Source organism: Maribacter zhoushanensis (assembly GCF_029350975.1).
Classification (GTDB): domain Bacteria; phylum Bacteroidota; class Bacteroidia; order Flavobacteriales; family Flavobacteriaceae; genus Maribacter; species Maribacter zhoushanensis.
The window spans coordinates 711500-729347 of record NZ_JARKMR010000002.1; the positions used below are offsets into that span (position 1 = coordinate 711500).

Genomic DNA, 17848 nt, shown 5'->3' on the forward strand with positions numbered 1-17848 from the left:
AGTTTTTAAACTTGAGTGGTTAATTTTGAATTTGAAATTTTCATTAATTTTCCTTTAAGGTCAAAAATCCCTAAAATTTGATCTTCTCCTTTTTTCGCCACAAGATTATTACCTGGTAACTCTACATCATAGCCTTTGGCTTTTAGATAAAAGTATAGGCTAAACTTATGAGGAAAATTATATTCTGACGTTACTTTTGAAATATGAGAACAAATTGAGTCAGCTGTATTATTAGCTTTACTATCTGCTTCTTCAGATTTTATGGTTACATAAACTATGACACCTTTAAAAGTTAAGGGTACATAGCAACTTTCACCTATCGATGCCGTTGCAATGGTAGCAAAAAACGCACCGGGATCACTTTTTACTTCTAACTTAGGTGTAGTAAAATCACTTATATTTAATGCTTCACCAAATGCTTTTACCGCTAAAGAGGTCTGTAAAAATGTTTCAGATATTCCGCTTTGTGTATTTGCCCATGCCCACATCCAACTTTTTTCATTCTCTGAATATGTACCAAATACTTGAATATCAAATACCTTATCTTCTCCGAAAGTTAGTTTACCTTCAGCCATATCACAGCTCCAGTCCAATCCCTTAACCATTTCATTGAAAATCTCTTGTTTCTCTAAAGATGTTACAAAAGATCGGTTGTACATTTCATTAATGTCGATTGTTTTCTTTTGTGTACTTTCAGTAGATTCATTCGTTGTACTTTCGGCAGATGCTGAAGTAGTATTGGAATTTCCGGCTTCAGCAAAAGACTCTAGCTTATCCTCCAATAAAGAAACAATTCTAGCAGTACGGTCTTCAACCTTGTCTGCGTTAATTACCGGACTATGATCAATTTTTAGAACACCATCTTCAAAAGTAATAGCACGTTCTTCATTATGGTGATCATTTTCATTAATGATGATTACCTTTTTCAATCCTGCTTTTAAAAAATCAATACCCATATCATCTACACATATGGCTTTAAAAGCTTCAATTAATGGCAGAAAATATATTTTTGGAAATGTATCGTTATATATATGAGAAAAACGATTTTCCTGTAAGGTATCCCATTTAATCTCCATATCTACATTATGACCTGCAGCTGCATTAATATCAGCCTGTAATGCAGGGTATAAATCGTTTTCAAATGCTTTAATTATTCTTTTTTCTTTAAGTCCCATATTGTTTTAATTTTAATTATTGATAAATGATTTGTTGTTTGTTTATAATATTTGAAGAAGCTTATCCTCTATAACTTCAGATAGTTTATTAGGCAATGCTTTATCTATGGCTATAGAAATTGTCAGTACTTTATCTGTGATTTCTAGCTGTAATGTTTCTGCTTGTTTTAAGACAATACTTTCAACGTTAGACCAGGCATCTTTACCTAAAGCATCTGCAGTGATTTGGGGTACAACAGTAATAAGTGCCCCAAAAACATCTTGTACGTTTAATCTGTTGTTCAAATCATCTACAGGAATACTTTCTATATTAAATTCTTGTATTTGACCACCCAATTCGTTCAGTGAATTCAACAACCATCGCTTAAGTTGTAAAACAGTCAGCTTTTCATCTGTTGTGGTAATAGGTCTACTTATTGCACCTTTAGATAGTTCTACTACCATTTTCTTAGGTTGCTTAATCGTTATCATCGAAATGCGATGAATATTAAAATAGGATACCCTATTTTCTGGTAATAGAATACATACAGATTTAAGGTGACCGTCTACTCTAGAAATATCTAATACAATACCTTCTAAGTAGGCTCCGTCATCCAATGAAATTCCAACCAGTACATCTTCCTCTTTCTTAAAAACGGACAATAGAATTTCTTCTGGCGTTTGTGCTACAAACGCCTGGTAATATGATTTTTCCATGATATTATGTAATTATGATTCTGAGACCAGAAATTGATAATCTTCTGGTAACTGACTAATTAAGTAGTGGTTAATACCTTCTTTAGAGGTGGTTTTATAATCGTAATAAGTATAGGTATCCAGTTCTAGATTTGGGTAAGTCATTTTTACCACACCAACTCCCACCCCTTCTGTCAACCTATTATTTTCAGTAGCATTTTCTTGGGGCGCATGCTTAGTAAAGGAAATGTAAAATGTGTTAAAACATTTTTGATGTACCCATATCTGATTCAGATAAACAGGAGCATCAGGTTTAGAAAATTCTTTTTGTATTACCTGATCAATGTACTCCGCTTTTACAGAGCCATAATTATTAGTAACTATGGCGTTGTGCTTATATCTAAACGAATCATTACTATCGTCAATAGTATTAGGTATAAGTATAAGTTCATAAAAACCCTTTTTTTCACCTTTGATCTTAAAATACACATGCCCCTCTAAATCCCAAGCATCTGGGTAATTGGTAACAACTTTGCATATTTTTTCTGAAAAATAATGAAAGTCATCTAAGGTAGGCTCCGCTTCTAAGCTTACATCTAAAGTGTGGTTAAAAACATCTACATCAACATTTAAGGCATCATCTTTAAGCAACGCTAGTAATTCTTTTTCTAAAACAATCACCTCTTGTTGATATCGGGTCAAAGACTCTATGCTTCTATCTTTACTATTATGAAAAGAAAAATGTAAATCTTTATTCTTTGCATTCCACTCAAAACTTATAATTATCTCTTTATTTTCCTTCAGCTCTAACTCTACCCAATAAAGATTAGGGTTCATGTTGGCAGCATTAAAGTTTCTTTTAAAAGTTAGAATTTCATACTTATTGTTATGATACTCATGTAGGTGTGCCGCAAGGTCTCTTTTTGCTTTAACATCAGACAACTTAAAGCTTACCACAAACAATAAAACAACAAGTACAATAACGCATATAAAGAATTTGAACATAGCTCTATTTTTAACCAATTTCACTTTAGTTGTAAATGGTGACTACAAATTATTTTCTAATAATTCTGACAATACAGTAGTACGCTCTTCAACATTATCTGCGTTTAAAATAGGACTATGATCAATAGTTAATACTCCGTCAGCAAAAGTAAATCCGTTCTTAGGGTTATGGTGGTCTTTGGTATTTGTAATATGTATTTCTTTTAAACTTTCTGCTAAAGCCTCTTTACCCATATCATCTGCAGTAATAGATTTTAAAGCAGCTATAAGCGGTAAGAAATAAATTTTTGGATAAGAGTCATTGTAAAGATGCATAAAGCGATCTTCAAATAAAGTTTCCCATTCAATGTTTAAAGGAACATTAAACGTTGCAGCTTCAATAACCTGAGCTTTTAACTCTGGAAATTGCTCTTCTTGAAAGGTTTTTGTAAAACGATTTTCTTTTAATCCCATGATCTATATTTTTAAGGGTTATTTGTTTATTTACCTCAAAACTATAGCTTGAATTAGTAGGTTTTAAATTCGTTTTATAAGTGCATACCTCTGTTTTATATCTGCCGTTACAAAGTATCTAAAATCTGTTTCAAATACGATTTCTTACGTGTTGCAACCGGTATGGTTTCATCATTAGAAAGACGAACAGTATTATTGGCATTCACTGCCTTTATATATTTTACATTCACCAAATGAGATTGATGAACACGAACAAAAGTGTGCTCACTTAATATGTTTTCATAGTACTTTAGATTACGAGCACTCATTATCTTTTTATCCGTAGTATGAAAGGTAGTATAGGCACCGTCTGACTGGCAACGGACAATATCTGCTATTTGAAGAAAATACTGTGCATCGGCAGTTTTGATCAATAAAGTCTTTTGTAATTCTTTCTCATCAAGTTCAGATACCTTCTCTACGGCATTTTTATATACCTGTTCTTTTTTGAACCCTACTCTAAACCGATCAATACAAGCAGATAGCTCATCAGAATCTATTGGTTTTAACAAGTAATCTATAGTATCAAATTTTATGGCTTTAATTGCAAACTCATCATAGGCGGTAGTAAAAATGATTTTAAAAGCAATACTGTTCAAAGATTCTAATATCTGAAAGGCATTACCACCAATAAGTTCAATATCTAAAAAAACAAGATCAGGATGGTTATCTTTTAGAAACAATATAGCCTCTTCAACATTATCTATTTTAGCAATGACGTCTATATCTTTTTGAGTGTATGTAATGAGCTTATCTAAAGTATTAAGTGCATTAAACTCATCTTCTATTATAACTGCCTTTATCATTAGAGTTTCAATTTAAAATATACTTTGGTTCCAGTAGGTTTATTGTCTTCGTCGTAGAGATCTTTAATTACAAAAGATTTTTCCTCTCCCTTTTTTCTCATTTTTAAACGCTCTAAAAATATAGATGTGGCATGTAATTCTTCGGTCAGCTTTTCTTTCTTTGCCTTTGTAGATCTACCTAATCCATTATCTAGGATAACGAATAAGAGTCCTTCAACATCCTTATCTATTTTGAGAAGAAGTTCCCCACCCACTTTCTTTTCTTTTAAACCGTATTCTATAGCATTCTCCACAAAAGGCTGTAATAGCATTGGCGGTACCTGTATAGTGTTGATATCTATTTCATCTTCAACTTCAACAGCATAGGTAAACACATTGTTAAAGCGTAATTGCTGGGTTTCTATGTAGTTCTTAATCATAGAAATCTCTTTATCAAGAGTGATGGATTCCTTTCGTACATAATCGAAATTTTGCCTAATAAGTTTAGAAAAACGAGCAATGTAGTTCGATGATTTTATAGGATTACCTTCTAAAGTTATATTCTGAATAGCCGCCAAGGTGTTAAATATAAAATGCGGATTCATTTGTACCCGCAAAAGGCTCTGCTCTAGATTAGATGCTTTATTGGCCGCTTTCAATTTGGTGTTGTAGATATAGAATCCCGTAGCAATTAGTATAAGAACAAAGAGCATAACCGCACTTGCCAAAAGCAATTGATTTCTGCTATTAATTTCTTTTTGATGGCTAATTTCTGTCTCTTTCTGCTTTACCTCATAATTTACGTTCGCAAAGTTTAAAAGCCTGTCTTTTTCTAAAGTACTCACATTTAGCTGTAAGCTATCTCTAACTATTTGGTGGTCTAGTGCCGTGGTATAATCACCGTTCATAATAGAAATCGCAATCAATTTATCCCTAACCTCTATTTCTTCTTTTAGATTATGATTAGCAGTATATATCTGTAACGCTTTTTCATAGTTTACCTTTGCCGAGTCATTCTCTGATTGTAACAGATACAAATTTCCCAAGCCTTTGTAAGGTGCAGCATTGATAGCTTTTATATTCTTGTTCAAGGTAGCAGAACCTCTTAAAAACTTTTCTGCGCTATTATACTCGCCAGCCTCTATATAGGTATAACCAATATTGTTCAAAATACTGACCATGGTTTTGGGGTCCTTCTGAGATTGCGTTAAGGTCATGGCCTCAGAAAAACTGGTTAGCGCTTTATTATATTCCTTCAGCTTTAGGTAAACGCTTGCCATATTCCCCTTAATGGCAATAATAGAGGTAGTATCATTACCAATAGCAAAAAGGCTGTCGGTAGCACGTATGTATGTTAAGGCCTTATCGTAATCTTTAAGCTGAAAATGAAGTTTAAACAGCTGATTATATGCTTTACCCTCAATGCGCTTATCACCTATTAATTGCGCTAGGCTCAAAGCTTTTAACGCATATATCTGTGAAGTCTCTACATCTCCCATATGTAAAGAAGCACCACTTAACGTAATTAGACTTCTACTTTCGTTATATGTATCGTTCAACGTTACAAATAGCTCAAGACATTTGCTGTGGGTATTAAAAGCTTCTTGATATTTATCGTTTAGATATAAAGCTTCTCCCTTATTGAACAACAATGTAGCTTCTTCTAGGGTTGTCAATTGCTTAGTATTCTGCAATAAACTATCAAGCTTTAAAAGAGATCGTTCAGGTTGCCTTTGAGTTAAGCTATCTATGACTAGTAAACTCTTTTCTATGCCTGGGCGTATGGTATCATCTTTAGTACACGAAAAAAATAATAGAAAAAGAAAAGCGCAGAAACTTAATCGTCTTGAGCTCAAGTAAATTACAGGCATATTGATAAATCTGGGTGTGGTTTGAGCCTGCTAAAATAAGGAATCATCTATGTTTATATGACTATTTTGCTAAGTGGTTTTAGTTAAATATTTTAGAATATGTGTATTAATATACTTTGCTAAATTTATGTGCGATGTGTAAAACTTGTTTCTAGACCAAAAAAGAAATTCAACCTATCTCACAAGCTTTTTTCAATTAGCGTTGAATAAAAGAATATTCTTGTAATTTCACTGTAAAATATGAGCAACCATTAGTGAATGAAAAACACCAAATTCTATACTGAACTCAAGAAGTCTAAAAAACCACTTGCAGAATTATTAGCGAGTGATTCTGATTTTTTAGATGTGCCACAAACATGGCATGTGGTTGTTGTAGACATACAGAATTCCACGCAAGCAGTAGTAGATGGTAATCATCATCAAGTAAATTTAACGGCAACGGGTAGTATTATCTCCGTACTGAATACCGTTCGTAAATTTAAACAGAATATAGAAATTCCTTATTTTTTTGGTGGTGACGGCGCTACTTTCCTCATACCTTCTAGCCTACTTGACAAAGTAATAACCGTGCTAGACAATTACAGCGTTCATATTAAGATAAAGACCAAATTGATATTACGGGTAGGTTATGTTCCTGTAAAAGACCTGCTATCAAAACAGTGTCATCTTAAGATTGCCAAACACCAACTGACCCAACGGCTAACCATTCCCATAATTCTTGGCAACGGTTTACATAAAGCTGAAGAAATCATAAAATCTAATTTTAAAGAATTATCAAATTCAGAATTCAATAGAAATTTATTGAATTTAGAAGGAATGGAGTGCAGATGGGAAGAAGTGAATCCTGAACAAAACAAAGCCAAGGTTGTTTGCTTATTACTAGATGCCGTCAAAGAAGAAGCGCAACAAGATGTGTACAGAGAGGTGCTTACCAAAATGGATGATATCTTCGGGTCATTTACAGATCGGCAACCCATAAAGAGTGAACGTCTAAAACTAGACGCCAGCTTATATAAGATTTGGGAAGAAATGAAAGTGAGTCTTGCAGATAAAAATTGGTTCTACTTCTTTAAAAATTGGATCAAGACCAATATCGGCCGTGCATATTTTAGCCTATCAAAAAGCGGAAAACAATACTTAAAGCAAATTGGTCAATTATCACATTCCTTTATGCTAGACGGCATGATTAATACCATTTTTACGGCAGAGCAAGATAAAATAGATTTATTCATAGATTACCTAGACCAACTAGAGAGCGAACATAAAATAAAATATGGTATTCATGTTACGCATGCATCTGTAATGTCTTGCTATGTACTGGATATGAAAACCAGTCACTCCCATTTTGTAGACGGCACAGAAGGTGGCTACACGTCTGCAGCAAAAATGCTTAAGGTCAAGAAAAAGGCAAGTCCCCAATAAATTCTGCCCCTGATTATTGCATAGAGCAATGACATCCTCATTTTTATTAAGTCAATTAATATAATATTAGAGCAAATCTATGTGTACACGTGTGGGTACCTTGCTATCATTAGTAATAATTAAAATTATACCAATGATTACAGAAGATAAAAGCATTCACAAAACAAAAAGTACAGGCGGCTTAGAAAATGATACTATGCAAAACAAAGGGGTCTCCAAAAACAGAAATGTAAACGAAGCCATAGGAAAACCGGTAAACAATGGCGGAGTAGCCACGGCAAAATATGATTTACATTTAGAAAAGCAGTGGTTAGCAGTAAGAGATGAATACTTATCAAATTTTCCCGAAACACAGGATATTGATGATAATGGAGAGCAAGACAGTGTTGAAGCATTAATAAGTACAATTGCAAAAAGAAGAGAAAAATCTGAACAAGAGATTCACGATGAAATTATGAACTGGACCGTAAATAAATAAACATGAAAAATATAATATACATTTTAGTTGCCGCATTGGTAATAAGCTGGGTATTGGGTTTTGTTGTATTTAAAGTAATGGGAGCCTTAGTTCACCTTCTTCTTTTATTAGCGGTAGTACTATTAATCTACAATTGGTTGAGTAACAAGACCAGCACCTAAAACTAAAACTTTGAGAGTAGCGCTATAAGTTTTTAATGCAGTTTTTAACAAGCACCACAACTTATTATTAGTTTTGCATTTTTAAATTTATAGCATGATTTCAGTAGATAACCTAGCCGTAGAATTCAGTGGCACCACCCTATTCAGTGACGTATCTTTCGTCATAAACCCCACCGATAAAATTGCCCTAATGGGTAAAAACGGAGCGGGTAAATCTACAATGATGAAAATTATTGCTGGTGAGCAAAAAGGTACACGTGGTAATGTAAGAGTACCAAAAGATGCCGTAATAGCATATTTACCACAACATCTACTGACAGAGGATAATTGCACTGTTTTTGAAGAAGCCGCCAAGGCATTTAAGCATGTTTTTAGCATGCGCGATGAAATGGAAAAGCTCAATAAAGAACTAGAGACTAGAACAGATTATGAGAGTGATGCTTATATGAGCATTATAGAAAAAGTATCTGATCTTGGTGAAAAATACTATGCCTTAGATGAAGTTAATTATGATGCAGAAGTTGAAAAGGCCCTAAAAGGACTGGGATTTAAACAAGAAGATTTTACTAGGCAAACCAATGAATTTAGTGGTGGTTGGCGAATGCGGATTGAATTGGCTAAAATTCTATTACAAAAGCCAGATTTAATTCTTCTAGATGAGCCTACCAACCACATAGACATAGAGTCTGTTATTTGGTTAGAAGATTTTTTGTTGAACAAAGCCAATGCCGTAATGGTCATTTCTCATGACCGGGCGTTTATTGATAATATTACCAACCGCACCATTGAAGTTACTATGGGGCGTATTTATGATTATAAGGCAAACTACAGCCATTATTTACAATTACGAGAAGACCGCAGATCACATCAAATAAAAGCCTACCAAGAGCAGCAAAAATTCATTGCCGATAATATGGCATTTATAGAACGTTTTAAGGGCACCTACTCTAAAACCAATCAAGTAACATCACGAGAACGGATGTTAGAAAAGTTAGAAATAATTGAGATAGATGAAATAGACAACTCTTCATTAAAGCTCCGCTTCCCTCCCGCTCCAAGATCTGGTGATTATCCTGTAACGGTAAAAGATGTTTCTAAATCTTATAATGACCATATTGTTTTTAAAGATGCGAATATGTCTATTGCTAGAGGTGAGAAAGTCTCATTTGTAGGGCGTAATGGGGAAGGTAAATCTACCATGATTAAAGCCATTTTAGGCGAAATTCCCGTAGAAGGCACTTGTCAGTTAGGTCATAATGTTAAAGTAGGTTACTTTGCCCAAAATCAGGCGTCATTGTTAGATCCGGACTTAACCATCTTCCAGACCGTAGATGAGGTTGCTTTTGGGGACATACGTAACCAAATTAAAAATATTTTGGGACGTTTCATGTTTAGTGGCGATGATATCGATAAAAAAGTTAGCATGCTTTCCGGTGGAGAAAAAACACGTTTGGCAATGGTGAAGTTATTATTAGAACCCGTGAACCTTTTAATATTAGATGAGCCTACCAATCATTTGGATTTGAAATCTAAAGATGTTTTAAAAGAAGCTTTGGCAACATATGATGGTACACTTATACTAGTATCTCACGATAGAGATTTTCTACAAGGATTATCGCAAAAAGTATTTGAATTCAAAGAGCAGCGCGTTATTGAACACTTTGAAACTGTTGATGCTTTCTTAGAGCGCAACAGAATTAAGAGCATTGCTGAAATTAATTTGATGAAGTAATTCTTCTTTAATTTTTTTAAATAGCTAAATTGTAGATATAAAAGATATATATAACAAGTGTTATATACAATTGTTGTATGTAGGCTAACCAAGATAATATGAAATTTAGAAAAATAATTGCATTAGAACTAACTCATAATAAAAAAGGTGATTTATTTTGTCGATTAATGTCTGATTTATTCCATGCTTTAGGTTATGATGAACCGAGGTTTGATGTTCATAAATCAGGCAGAGAAATTGATTTGCAGACTGTTCATAGGATTGAAAATAAAATTGCAATAGCAGAATGCAAAGCTCACAAAGCTACAATAGGTGGGAGCGACATAAATAAATTTGTAGGTGCTTTGGATGCAGAAAAAAGAAAATACTCTAAATCAGACATATACAAAGACCATAGTGTTACTGGCTATTTTGTATCTCTTTCAGGCTACAAAGAGACTGCGATAGAACAAGAATTAGATAATAATAATGAAAGATTAATTCTTTTAAAACCAGAACAAATCATTGATGAATTAGTAAAAGGGAGAATTATAGTTCCTTTAGAAAAAGCAATTACCTCTGTAAACACTAATTCACTCACACTTGAAATGTCAGCCGACTTAGTAGCATATAATAAAGGTTGGGTCTGGGCAATATATTATTCAAACGGTCAGAAAATAACACATGTCGCATTTGTTCATGCAGAAGGAAAGCTCTTAGTCAAAGAACTATCTGATGAAATTATAAGACTCGACAAAAAGTTAGATAAAAACTTTACAGGATTAGAAGTTTTGTGTAGTAATAACAAACTTCCAAAAGTACTAGAAACTCAAAAGAAATATTTTAAATATTTAGAGAATGAATGTGGTGAAATTCATTTTGAGGGTTTACCAACCGATAAGGATGCAGGATCGGTAAAAGTTCGGTTGGAAAAAATTTTCATAACTCCAAGTTTGGAAATGATATCGAACCAACAAAAGGATTTCAATGACCTTATAGAAGGTGAAAGAATAAATATCGGCAATGTCTTAAATAAGAATAGTAGATTAGCAATTTTAGCAAAACCTGGAGGGGGCAAGTCAACATTAATAAAACGGTTAGCAGTTGCATATGCATTCTCTTCTAGAAAAAAACTTATTGATGACAACCTTCCTAAAGAAAAATGGTTTCCAATATTTATTCGTTGTAGAGAATTAGGAGAAAAAGTATCTTCTAGCATAACAGAAATCATTCATAACATCCCAAATCGTGCAGAAATAAATGATTGTACAGATGCGTTTATCAGTATAGTCTCAAATTCTTTACAAAAAGGAACAGCTCTTTTATTGATAGATGGCCTTGATGAAATTTCAGATGATCGAAATAGAGTTTCATTCGTTAATCAATTGCGTACATTTATAGCTACTTACCCCAATATACATATTGTAATAACATCAAGAGAAGCTGGGTTTAGAGCTGTTGGAGGTATACTAGTAAACTATTGTTCTAATTACAAATTAGCTCCACTTAATTCGATAGAAATTGAAAGCTTATCGGTAAAATGGCATTCAGAAATTGTAGACAATTCAGAAAAGACTAAAAAAGAAGCTATTAATCTAGCAAAGATTATTGTTAATGATAACAGAATAAAAACATTAGCTGAAAATCCACTTCTATTGACAACCTTACTTTTTGTAAAAAGATGGGCAGGCTATCTACCGACAAGAAAAAGTGTTTTATATCAAGAAATGATTAAGCTTCTAATGGTTACTTGGAATGTTGAGGGGCATGAACAATTGGATATTGAAGAGGCAGAACCTCAATTAGCATATGTAGCATTTTGGATGACTTCAAGAGGAGAACAAACAATTACATTAAATGATCTAAAAAAGTGTCTTTTATCTGCTCGTAAACAAATGCCTGACATATTAGGTTACACCAAAATTAGTATTCCTGATTTTATCAAAAGAGTTGAATCTAGAAGTAGTTTGTTAATAATGTCAGGACATAAAAAAAATGATTCTGGTGAAATTGTTCAAATATATGAATTTTTACACCTAAGTTTTCAAGAACATTTAACGGCAAAAGCAGTAGTAGAAAAGTTCTTACCTAAAACAGAAGTCGATAAAACAACACTTGAAATTATCAAACCTCACATAGCGGACGAAAGTTGGAAGGAAGTTATCCCTTTAGTTGCAGTTTTATTAAAAAGAGATTCCAAAGAATTAATACAACACTTAATTGAATTATCAACATTTACAGATGATGAAGATATTAATAAACTAAATGAAAAAAGAAATTCAATTTCACCTGCTGAACTTTTAGGTAGTTGTATTGCCAATGAGATTCAAATCACTCCAGACTTGCTTGACAATGCTATTGAATGGTATTCTAAAAGCAGATATAGAATAAGAGATAAATCTGCAACAGATACAATTTTAAGCAGTAAGTTTAAAGATGCTTTCAAGAAAAAAATTCATAAAATATATTTTGATAAGTTTAATGATAAATTCTCGATACCTACTGGCAGTTTAATTGGAGAAGTATATATAAATGAGTTAAAAAAAAATGAACAGAAAATTTTAGATTCAATATTAATTGATTTAAATAACTCCAAAAAAGAAATGCAAACCATTGCATTATTTGGGTTAATGATGTTTTGTTTTGAAAACAAAAATTTATCAAACTCCAATAGTACTATTAACAAACAACAATATGATTTTACAGAAATAGCAAAAAAACTATTATTTTTTATAAAATCTAATGACAAACATCTGTCTCTACCTACATTTTGGAGTATTGCATGGTTTAACGAATCATTTAATCTTCCAGATGAATTAAGACTAGACCTTCTTAAAGGACTTCTTGGGATCTGGAGTAAATATGACGATTCAAAAAATCTTAATAGAATATGTACATGGGCAATAAAAACATTATTAAACCCTAAAATCAAGATGAGTAAAACAATATTAGGCATTGATAACATTGTAAATATTGTTACAAAAAAGTTTAATTCTCCATTAAACGAATACGACAAGCTAGTCTCTGTTTTTCTTAGTGTTCATTTAAAAATATCTTTTGATAAAGCTGAAATAGAAAAAGTATTAATTGAAGAGAATACAAAATTTAGAAGATCTGAAAATCACATTGTAGAATACGCTAAAGAACTAGGTATAATATTAAAAGAAACAGAAAGATTACACACAACAAGGGCTAAAAAACATAGGGGTTCTGGCGGTAAATTGAAAATTTAGAGTTTCGGTTGAAAACCGCCAAACCAAAATTTTGATAACGAAAAAAGAAAAATAATTACAAAAATTTTTGACTTGGCTAAATGATAAATTGAAAGGGTAGAGTTTCAAACTCCCCTACGATTTCTTATACTGAACGTTACCTTCTATAATAAATACACAATACTATATTACCATAGCACACCAATCTTTAAATCGCCATGTAAATCATAGTATTTAAATAGCGCATAATTAAATGTTAGGTGTTCGCAATTTTACGTACCAACTAAACATAAAATGGTAGCATAGTACACTATGGAAGAATTGAAAAACTGTATTTTAAGTCATGTAGCTATTGAGAACAGCTCAATGGAAAACATTCTTAACGTTTTTACACCCTTAAAAGTGACTAAAGGAGAGTTCTTTCTTAAATCTGGTAAAATCTGCAGGCAAATGGCTTTTATAGCATCTGGCCATATGAGAATGTATGATATTGTAGATGGTAAGGAAATTACGTTTTGGATCGGTAGTCAAGGCAAGTTTATTACATCATTATCCAGTTTTATATTTGAAACCAGCAACAACTGGAATATACAAGCAATTACCGACTGTGAACTGTATACCATTAACAGAGAGCATCATTTTAAGCTAAATAAGACAGAACCTAAATGGTTAGAATTCGATAATATTTTACTAGCTAATTCTTTTGCGTTATTGGAACAGAGCATGTTTTCTCAATTACATACAACAGCAAAACAACGTTATAATAAATTGCTTGAAGAAGAACCTGAACTATTTAAATATGTTCCTTTACAATATATTGCTTCAATGTTAGGCATTACACCAGAATCTTTAAGTAGATTAAGAAAAATGCATTAACTACCATTTGTCAAGAGAGATTAGGCTTTGTTTAGAGAAATTTGCACAAACAAAATTTTCTTTAAATGAACCACTTGCAAAATTCATTAAAAATCAATGCCATTTTTTCAAGCATCTCAGGGGCAATAATGATTTTATCACATAAGTCTTTGGCAAAACTGTTTGGAACTGACAATAACACTGTTTTCTGGGTTACAGGGGTTATCTTAATATACTTTTCCCTTACCATATGGTATGAAATAGGTAAACAAAGAAAACTAGCGGTCATTTGGATTATAGTTCAAGATTACACTTGGGTTCTAGGGAGTCTAGTTTTAATACTACTAAATCCGTTTGCCATAACACCAATAGGAAATTGGATTATTGGAGCAATAGCACTCATAGTTTTGTTTATGGGAGTAAACCAAACAATAGCTTTGAAAAAAACTTCTACAACTAATTCATAACTAGAACATAGTTAAAACTTTTCTTGCCATTTATTTACTAAATTCGGAGTCAGCGTCAGTGAACTTACCATTCACTGAACTGTAAGCTTAAACCGAATTGGCAAGACATGAAAAAAAGATATTATTTAGTAGTAATTCTGTTGGCATTTTTGCCATTAAAATCAATAGCACAACAAAAAAGCACCTACATAAAAGCGGGTACCCTTTACGATAGTAAAAACAACAGATTATTAAAAAATAAGCTTATACATGTTAAAGGAACTAAAATTGTTGACGTTAGTGATTTTAAATCTCTGCCTGATAATACCGAAGTAATAGATTTAACTGCTTATACTGTACTACCTGGATTAATAGATGCACATACCCACGTTCTTTTTTCTCAAGAGGCTAATGAAGATTTTGCAGAGCATAGCGTTCATTCCCTTACAATGGAAAGTGATGCTTTGAGAACGTTGCGTGGAGCAAAAAGAGCCAAAAGCTATTTACTTGAAGGAATAACCAGCATAAAGGATCTTGGAAACTCTGGTTTATATCTTGATGTAGCGCTTAGAGATGCTATTAACGAAGGCACTATAGAAGGTCCGCGTATTTTTGCATCGGGTCCTATTTTAGCTGCTGAAGGTGGACAAATTTATGGGGTTTTGCCAGAGCATCAGCATATAGTTGAGCTAGAATACCGAATCATTAAAAATGTTGAGGATGCAAAAAATGCAGTTCGCGAACATGTAAACCAAAATGTTGATGTCATTAAAATTTGTGCAGATAATATACCCAACAAAACTTATTTAACTGTTGAAGAAATAAAGTCTATTGTTGACGTAGCACATTCATACAATTTAAAAGTTACCGCTCATTCAATTACAAATCAGTCCGCCTTAAATGCCATTGAAGCTGGCGTAGATGGTATAGAGCATGGATTTAACTTAGATGATAGCACTTTAGATATGATGTCTGAAAAGCAAATTTTTCTCGTTCCTACAGAAAATAGTAAAACGTACATGGATACTTATGTAGCTTTAGCCGGTTATGATGAAGATGACATTGATTGGATCGATGGTTATGTAGAAAGAATGAATAAAAGACTTAAAAGGGCTATTGAAAGAGGAGTGCCAATAGTTGCCGGTTCTGATAATTACACGGATATAAAAGTATCTAGGGGAAAATCATCTAAAGACATGTTTAGATACTATGCAGAAGCAGGCATGAAGCCTTTGGATATACTTCAATCTAGCACATATATCTCAGCTCTTTTCTTAGGACAAGATAACCAAATTGGTCAGTTAACGACAAAATCAAATGCAGATATTATAGCCGTAAAGGGCAATATCAATAATGATTTCATCACAGCTTTAGACAATGTAGTATTTGTAATGAAAGATGGTAAAATATATGAGAATGAAATAGAATAAAATGCTTAGTCATTTTAAACCGCACTAATTCCTATTACCGTAAACAGCTAGATTCACTCCTATTTTTCTTAAAAATATATCGTGTTTAGAATTAAATACTTTTAGCTGGATTATTACATTATTACTATAATTTTTATCTGCAATTCTTGGCTTAATTATTGTGTGTTAGGCGAATAAGTATTTATTACAGCTAACTAATCAACTAAACCTCATAAAAATGAAACAGTTCTATTTTGCCTTCTTAACAATTTTTTCTTTATCATTCTCCGTCCACGCTCAATCTCTAGATAAACCAGTTGATATTGGTGGTTACAACATGCATTTTAATATTATGAAAGGCGAAGGCACTCCTATTCTATTTGAAGCAGGTGGTGGTGATAACAGTACTGTTTGGGCACCTATTTTAGAAAGAATTCATAAAGTTACCGGTACTACATTAATAACGTATGACAGATCAGGTTTTGGACAGAGTGAATTAAATCCGGCATTAAAAAATGATTCAGATTTCGGAATTGAAAACGGCATAAAAGAACTTGAAGCGGGACTATCAAAATTAGGATACGATGATGATATTATTCTGGTATCACATTCTTACGGTGGACTTTATAATTTATTATATGCAAATAAACATCCTAAGAACGTAAAATCCATTGTTTTAATTGATGCAACCCTAAGTGATTTCTGGAATGAAGATTTCTTAGCGATGAGAGACATGTTTGTTGACATAAACACCATACCAAAGGGTACTGGCGATTATTACTTGAATTTCAATTACAATGAGATTATGCGTTCATTAAGAAACAAACAGTTTCCTAAAAACATTCCTGTTACAAATATTTTTCCTGATAAATCTGCCCCGGTATATCCAAAAGAATATTCCGACAGATGGAAAAAAGTCCATGTTGATTTAGGCGAGAAAAACAACAATGTAACTAATATTATAGCTGAAAGCAGCAGCCATGCTGTATTTAATGATAATCCTGCTTTAGTTATCAACGCCATTATTAAAGCCTATTCAGAAACATTAGATAAAAACCAACAAAATGTAGTCTTACAAAAGGCGTTGGACAATGCTATTGACTTATCAATTGAAACTAAGATTCATAATCGATCAGAACATGATTTAAATACATTAGGATATTCTTTTTTACAAACCCAAGAATTAGACAAGGCTCTAGACATATTTAAAACAACTACCCTATTATTTCCTAATAGTGCAAATGCTTATGACAGTTATGGTGAAGCGTTATTGATGGCAGATAAAAAAACGGAAGCCATAGAAATGTATGAGAAATCTATAGCATTAAATCCTGATAATGAACATGGAAAAGAGGTGTTGTTGAAATTGAAAGAATAATACCAGTGTTTTTACCGTTTATTAATTTATGGGTAAATATTTTTAATCACAGTTAATAAAGAACTTTAGAATATGATTAGAGATTTACAAATTGATTTTCAAAGTCTTGTTTACCAGTCTGGCTATCCTCAAGACGTTGTAAAAAAAGCAAACATAAGCTCTAATTTAATTCAAGAGCTATTTTTACGATTACTACTTGAGTCTAAGAAAAAAATAGGTGGTAAAATCATGAAGGTGTGTATATCACTTACAAAAGACGAGAAAAAAATAAACTTCTGTTGTTCTGATGAGGTATATGACGTTTCTGTTGTTTTTTTAGAATTACCATTTAAAGACTTAGATGAATATTTCACATTGTCTAGTTACGAAAAATCTGATTTTTTATTAAAATCCATTGTAAGAGCATTTCAAGAAATAAGTAAAAAAACAGAGACCATAGATTTAAACTTAATAAATGCAATTGCTAAAAAATGTATAGCAGATGAATTTATAAATCAATATTATTTTGGAAAGCTAAGAAGTGCTAAAAATAGAAAACATAAGGCAGGTATATGGGTTGAACATGAAATGGAGACGCTAAGAATTTACCTTGATATTTTAGATAAGGAAGAACATCTTCTAAAAAGAGAACTCGTATCTGAAACAGAACCATTATACCCAAAGTATTATCCTTTGTTAGGTGTTGTAAAATGGACTGACAATGACAATGTTGAATTATTCAACCGAAAGCGTGAAGTTTTAAAAATTATTACAATCTAAAATAAGCACACAAA

16 protein-coding genes are annotated in these 17848 nt (G+C 32.5%); 10 read left to right on the plus strand and 6 right to left on the minus strand.

Annotation, left to right across the window (positions count from 1 at the left end; all coding sequences use genetic code 11):
• Window positions 1–5: 5 nt before the first annotated feature.
• The 6 genes from PXD56_RS09855 to PXD56_RS09880 form a co-directional block, all read right to left on the minus strand.
• Window positions 6–1175 carry a DUF6882 domain-containing protein gene (locus PXD56_RS09855; protein WP_276493164.1) on the minus strand — a complete coding sequence of 390 codons (1170 nt, stop codon included), beginning with the start codon at window positions 1173–1175 and terminating at the stop codon, window positions 6–8.
• 42 nt (window positions 1176–1217) lie between these two features.
• The gene (locus PXD56_RS09860; protein ID WP_276493165.1) at window positions 1218–1871 is read right to left on the minus strand and encodes a hypothetical protein; all 654 of its coding nucleotides are present in this window, start codon (window positions 1869–1871) and stop codon (window positions 1218–1220) included.
• A 12-nt stretch (window positions 1872–1883) separates the two neighbouring features.
• Window positions 1884–2855 (minus strand): hypothetical protein, encoded by a 972-nt coding sequence (locus PXD56_RS09865; protein ID WP_276493166.1) that lies wholly within the window; start codon window positions 2853–2855, stop codon window positions 1884–1886.
• 42 nt (window positions 2856–2897) lie between these two features.
• Entirely contained in the window at window positions 2898–3308 is a 411-nt protein-coding gene (locus tag PXD56_RS09870) for a hypothetical protein (protein WP_276493167.1), read from the minus strand.
• Between the two features lie 107 nt (window positions 3309–3415).
• Window positions 3416–4153: a LytR/AlgR family response regulator transcription factor gene (locus PXD56_RS09875; protein ID WP_276493168.1), complete on the minus strand. Its 738-nt coding sequence runs from the start codon at window positions 4151–4153 to the stop codon at window positions 3416–3418.
• Window positions 4153–6003 carry a tetratricopeptide repeat-containing sensor histidine kinase gene (locus tag PXD56_RS09880; RefSeq protein ID WP_276493169.1) on the minus strand — a complete coding sequence of 617 codons (1851 nt, stop codon included), beginning with the start codon at window positions 6001–6003 and terminating at the stop codon, window positions 4153–4155. The genes PXD56_RS09875 and PXD56_RS09880 overlap by 1 nt, the downstream gene beginning before the upstream one ends.
• 258 nt (window positions 6004–6261) lie before the next feature.
• Here PXD56_RS09880 and PXD56_RS09885 point away from each other — a divergent pair, with 258 nt between their 5' ends.
• From PXD56_RS09885 to PXD56_RS09930, 10 genes are all read left to right on the plus strand, one after another.
• A complete protein-coding gene (locus tag PXD56_RS09885; protein WP_276493170.1) occupies window positions 6262–7425 on the plus strand; it encodes a DUF3095 family protein in 1164 nt (387 codons plus the stop codon).
• A 133-nt stretch (window positions 7426–7558) separates the two neighbouring features.
• Complete coding sequence (locus PXD56_RS09890) at window positions 7559–7903, plus strand: hypothetical protein (RefSeq protein ID WP_276493171.1); 345 nt, start codon at window positions 7559–7561, stop codon at window positions 7901–7903.
• A gap of 2 nt (window positions 7904–7905) precedes the next feature.
• Window positions 7906–8064, plus strand: a complete 159-nt coding sequence (locus PXD56_RS09895; protein ID WP_276493172.1) for a lmo0937 family membrane protein — start codon at window positions 7906–7908, stop codon at window positions 8062–8064.
• 94 nt (window positions 8065–8158) lie between these two features.
• Window positions 8159–9796 carry an ABC-F family ATP-binding cassette domain-containing protein gene (locus tag PXD56_RS09900; RefSeq protein WP_276493173.1) on the plus strand — a complete coding sequence of 546 codons (1638 nt, stop codon included), beginning with the start codon at window positions 8159–8161 and terminating at the stop codon, window positions 9794–9796.
• Window positions 9797–9894: 98 nt separating this feature from the next.
• A complete protein-coding gene (locus PXD56_RS09905; protein WP_276493174.1) occupies window positions 9895–13008 on the plus strand; it encodes an NACHT domain-containing protein in 3114 nt (1037 codons plus the stop codon).
• A 291-nt stretch (window positions 13009–13299) separates the two neighbouring features.
• Window positions 13300–13863, plus strand: a complete 564-nt coding sequence (locus PXD56_RS09910; RefSeq protein ID WP_276493175.1) for a Crp/Fnr family transcriptional regulator — start codon at window positions 13300–13302, stop codon at window positions 13861–13863.
• Between the two features lie 65 nt (window positions 13864–13928).
• Window positions 13929–14309 carry a hypothetical protein gene (locus PXD56_RS09915; RefSeq protein ID WP_276493176.1) on the plus strand — a complete coding sequence of 127 codons (381 nt, stop codon included), beginning with the start codon at window positions 13929–13931 and terminating at the stop codon, window positions 14307–14309.
• A 107-nt stretch (window positions 14310–14416) separates the two neighbouring features.
• The gene (locus PXD56_RS09920) at window positions 14417–15718 is read left to right on the plus strand and encodes a metal-dependent hydrolase family protein (protein WP_276493177.1); all 1302 of its coding nucleotides are present in this window, start codon (window positions 14417–14419) and stop codon (window positions 15716–15718) included.
• A 217-nt stretch (window positions 15719–15935) separates the two neighbouring features.
• Window positions 15936–17075: an alpha/beta fold hydrolase gene (locus tag PXD56_RS09925; protein WP_276493178.1), complete on the plus strand. Its 1140-nt coding sequence runs from the start codon at window positions 15936–15938 to the stop codon at window positions 17073–17075.
• 72 nt (window positions 17076–17147) lie between these two features.
• Entirely contained in the window at window positions 17148–17834 is a 687-nt protein-coding gene (locus tag PXD56_RS09930) for a hypothetical protein (protein WP_276493179.1), read from the plus strand.
• The last annotated feature ends 14 nt before the right edge of the window (window positions 17835–17848 follow it).

Bases quoted from the DNA above. Each gene is read 5' to 3' on its own strand.
- PXD56_RS09920 (WP_276493177.1), top strand. From the start codon at position 14,417: ATGAAAAAAAGATATTATTTAGTAGTAATTCTGTTGGCATTTTTGCCA.
- PXD56_RS09855 (WP_276493164.1), bottom strand. From the start codon at position 1,175: ATGGGACTTAAAGAAAAAAGAATAATTAAAGCATTTGAAAACGATTTA.
- PXD56_RS09875 (WP_276493168.1), bottom strand. From the start codon at position 4,153: ATGATAAAGGCAGTTATAATAGAAGATGAGTTTAATGCACTTAATACT.
- PXD56_RS09930 (WP_276493179.1), top strand. From the start codon at position 17,148: ATGATTAGAGATTTACAAATTGATTTTCAAAGTCTTGTTTACCAGTCT.
- PXD56_RS09900 (WP_276493173.1), top strand. From the start codon at position 8,159: ATGATTTCAGTAGATAACCTAGCCGTAGAATTCAGTGGCACCACCCTA.
- PXD56_RS09895 (WP_276493172.1), top strand. From the start codon at position 7,906: ATGAAAAATATAATATACATTTTAGTTGCCGCATTGGTAATAAGCTGG.
- PXD56_RS09860 (WP_276493165.1), bottom strand. From the start codon at position 1,871: ATGGAAAAATCATATTACCAGGCGTTTGTAGCACAAACGCCAGAAGAA.
- PXD56_RS09910 (WP_276493175.1), top strand. From the start codon at position 13,300: ATGGAAGAATTGAAAAACTGTATTTTAAGTCATGTAGCTATTGAGAAC.
- PXD56_RS09870 (WP_276493167.1), bottom strand. From the start codon at position 3,308: ATGGGATTAAAAGAAAATCGTTTTACAAAAACCTTTCAAGAAGAGCAA.
- PXD56_RS09905 (WP_276493174.1), top strand. From the start codon at position 9,895: ATGAAATTTAGAAAAATAATTGCATTAGAACTAACTCATAATAAAAAA.
- PXD56_RS09865 (WP_276493166.1), bottom strand. From the start codon at position 2,855: ATGTTCAAATTCTTTATATGCGTTATTGTACTTGTTGTTTTATTGTTT.
- PXD56_RS09885 (WP_276493170.1), top strand. From the start codon at position 6,262: ATGAAAAACACCAAATTCTATACTGAACTCAAGAAGTCTAAAAAACCA.
- PXD56_RS09890 (WP_276493171.1), top strand. From the start codon at position 7,559: ATGATTACAGAAGATAAAAGCATTCACAAAACAAAAAGTACAGGCGGC.
- PXD56_RS09925 (WP_276493178.1), top strand. From the start codon at position 15,936: ATGAAACAGTTCTATTTTGCCTTCTTAACAATTTTTTCTTTATCATTC.
- PXD56_RS09880 (WP_276493169.1), bottom strand. From the start codon at position 6,003: ATGCCTGTAATTTACTTGAGCTCAAGACGATTAAGTTTCTGCGCTTTT.
- PXD56_RS09915 (WP_276493176.1), top strand. From the start codon at position 13,929: ATGAACCACTTGCAAAATTCATTAAAAATCAATGCCATTTTTTCAAGC.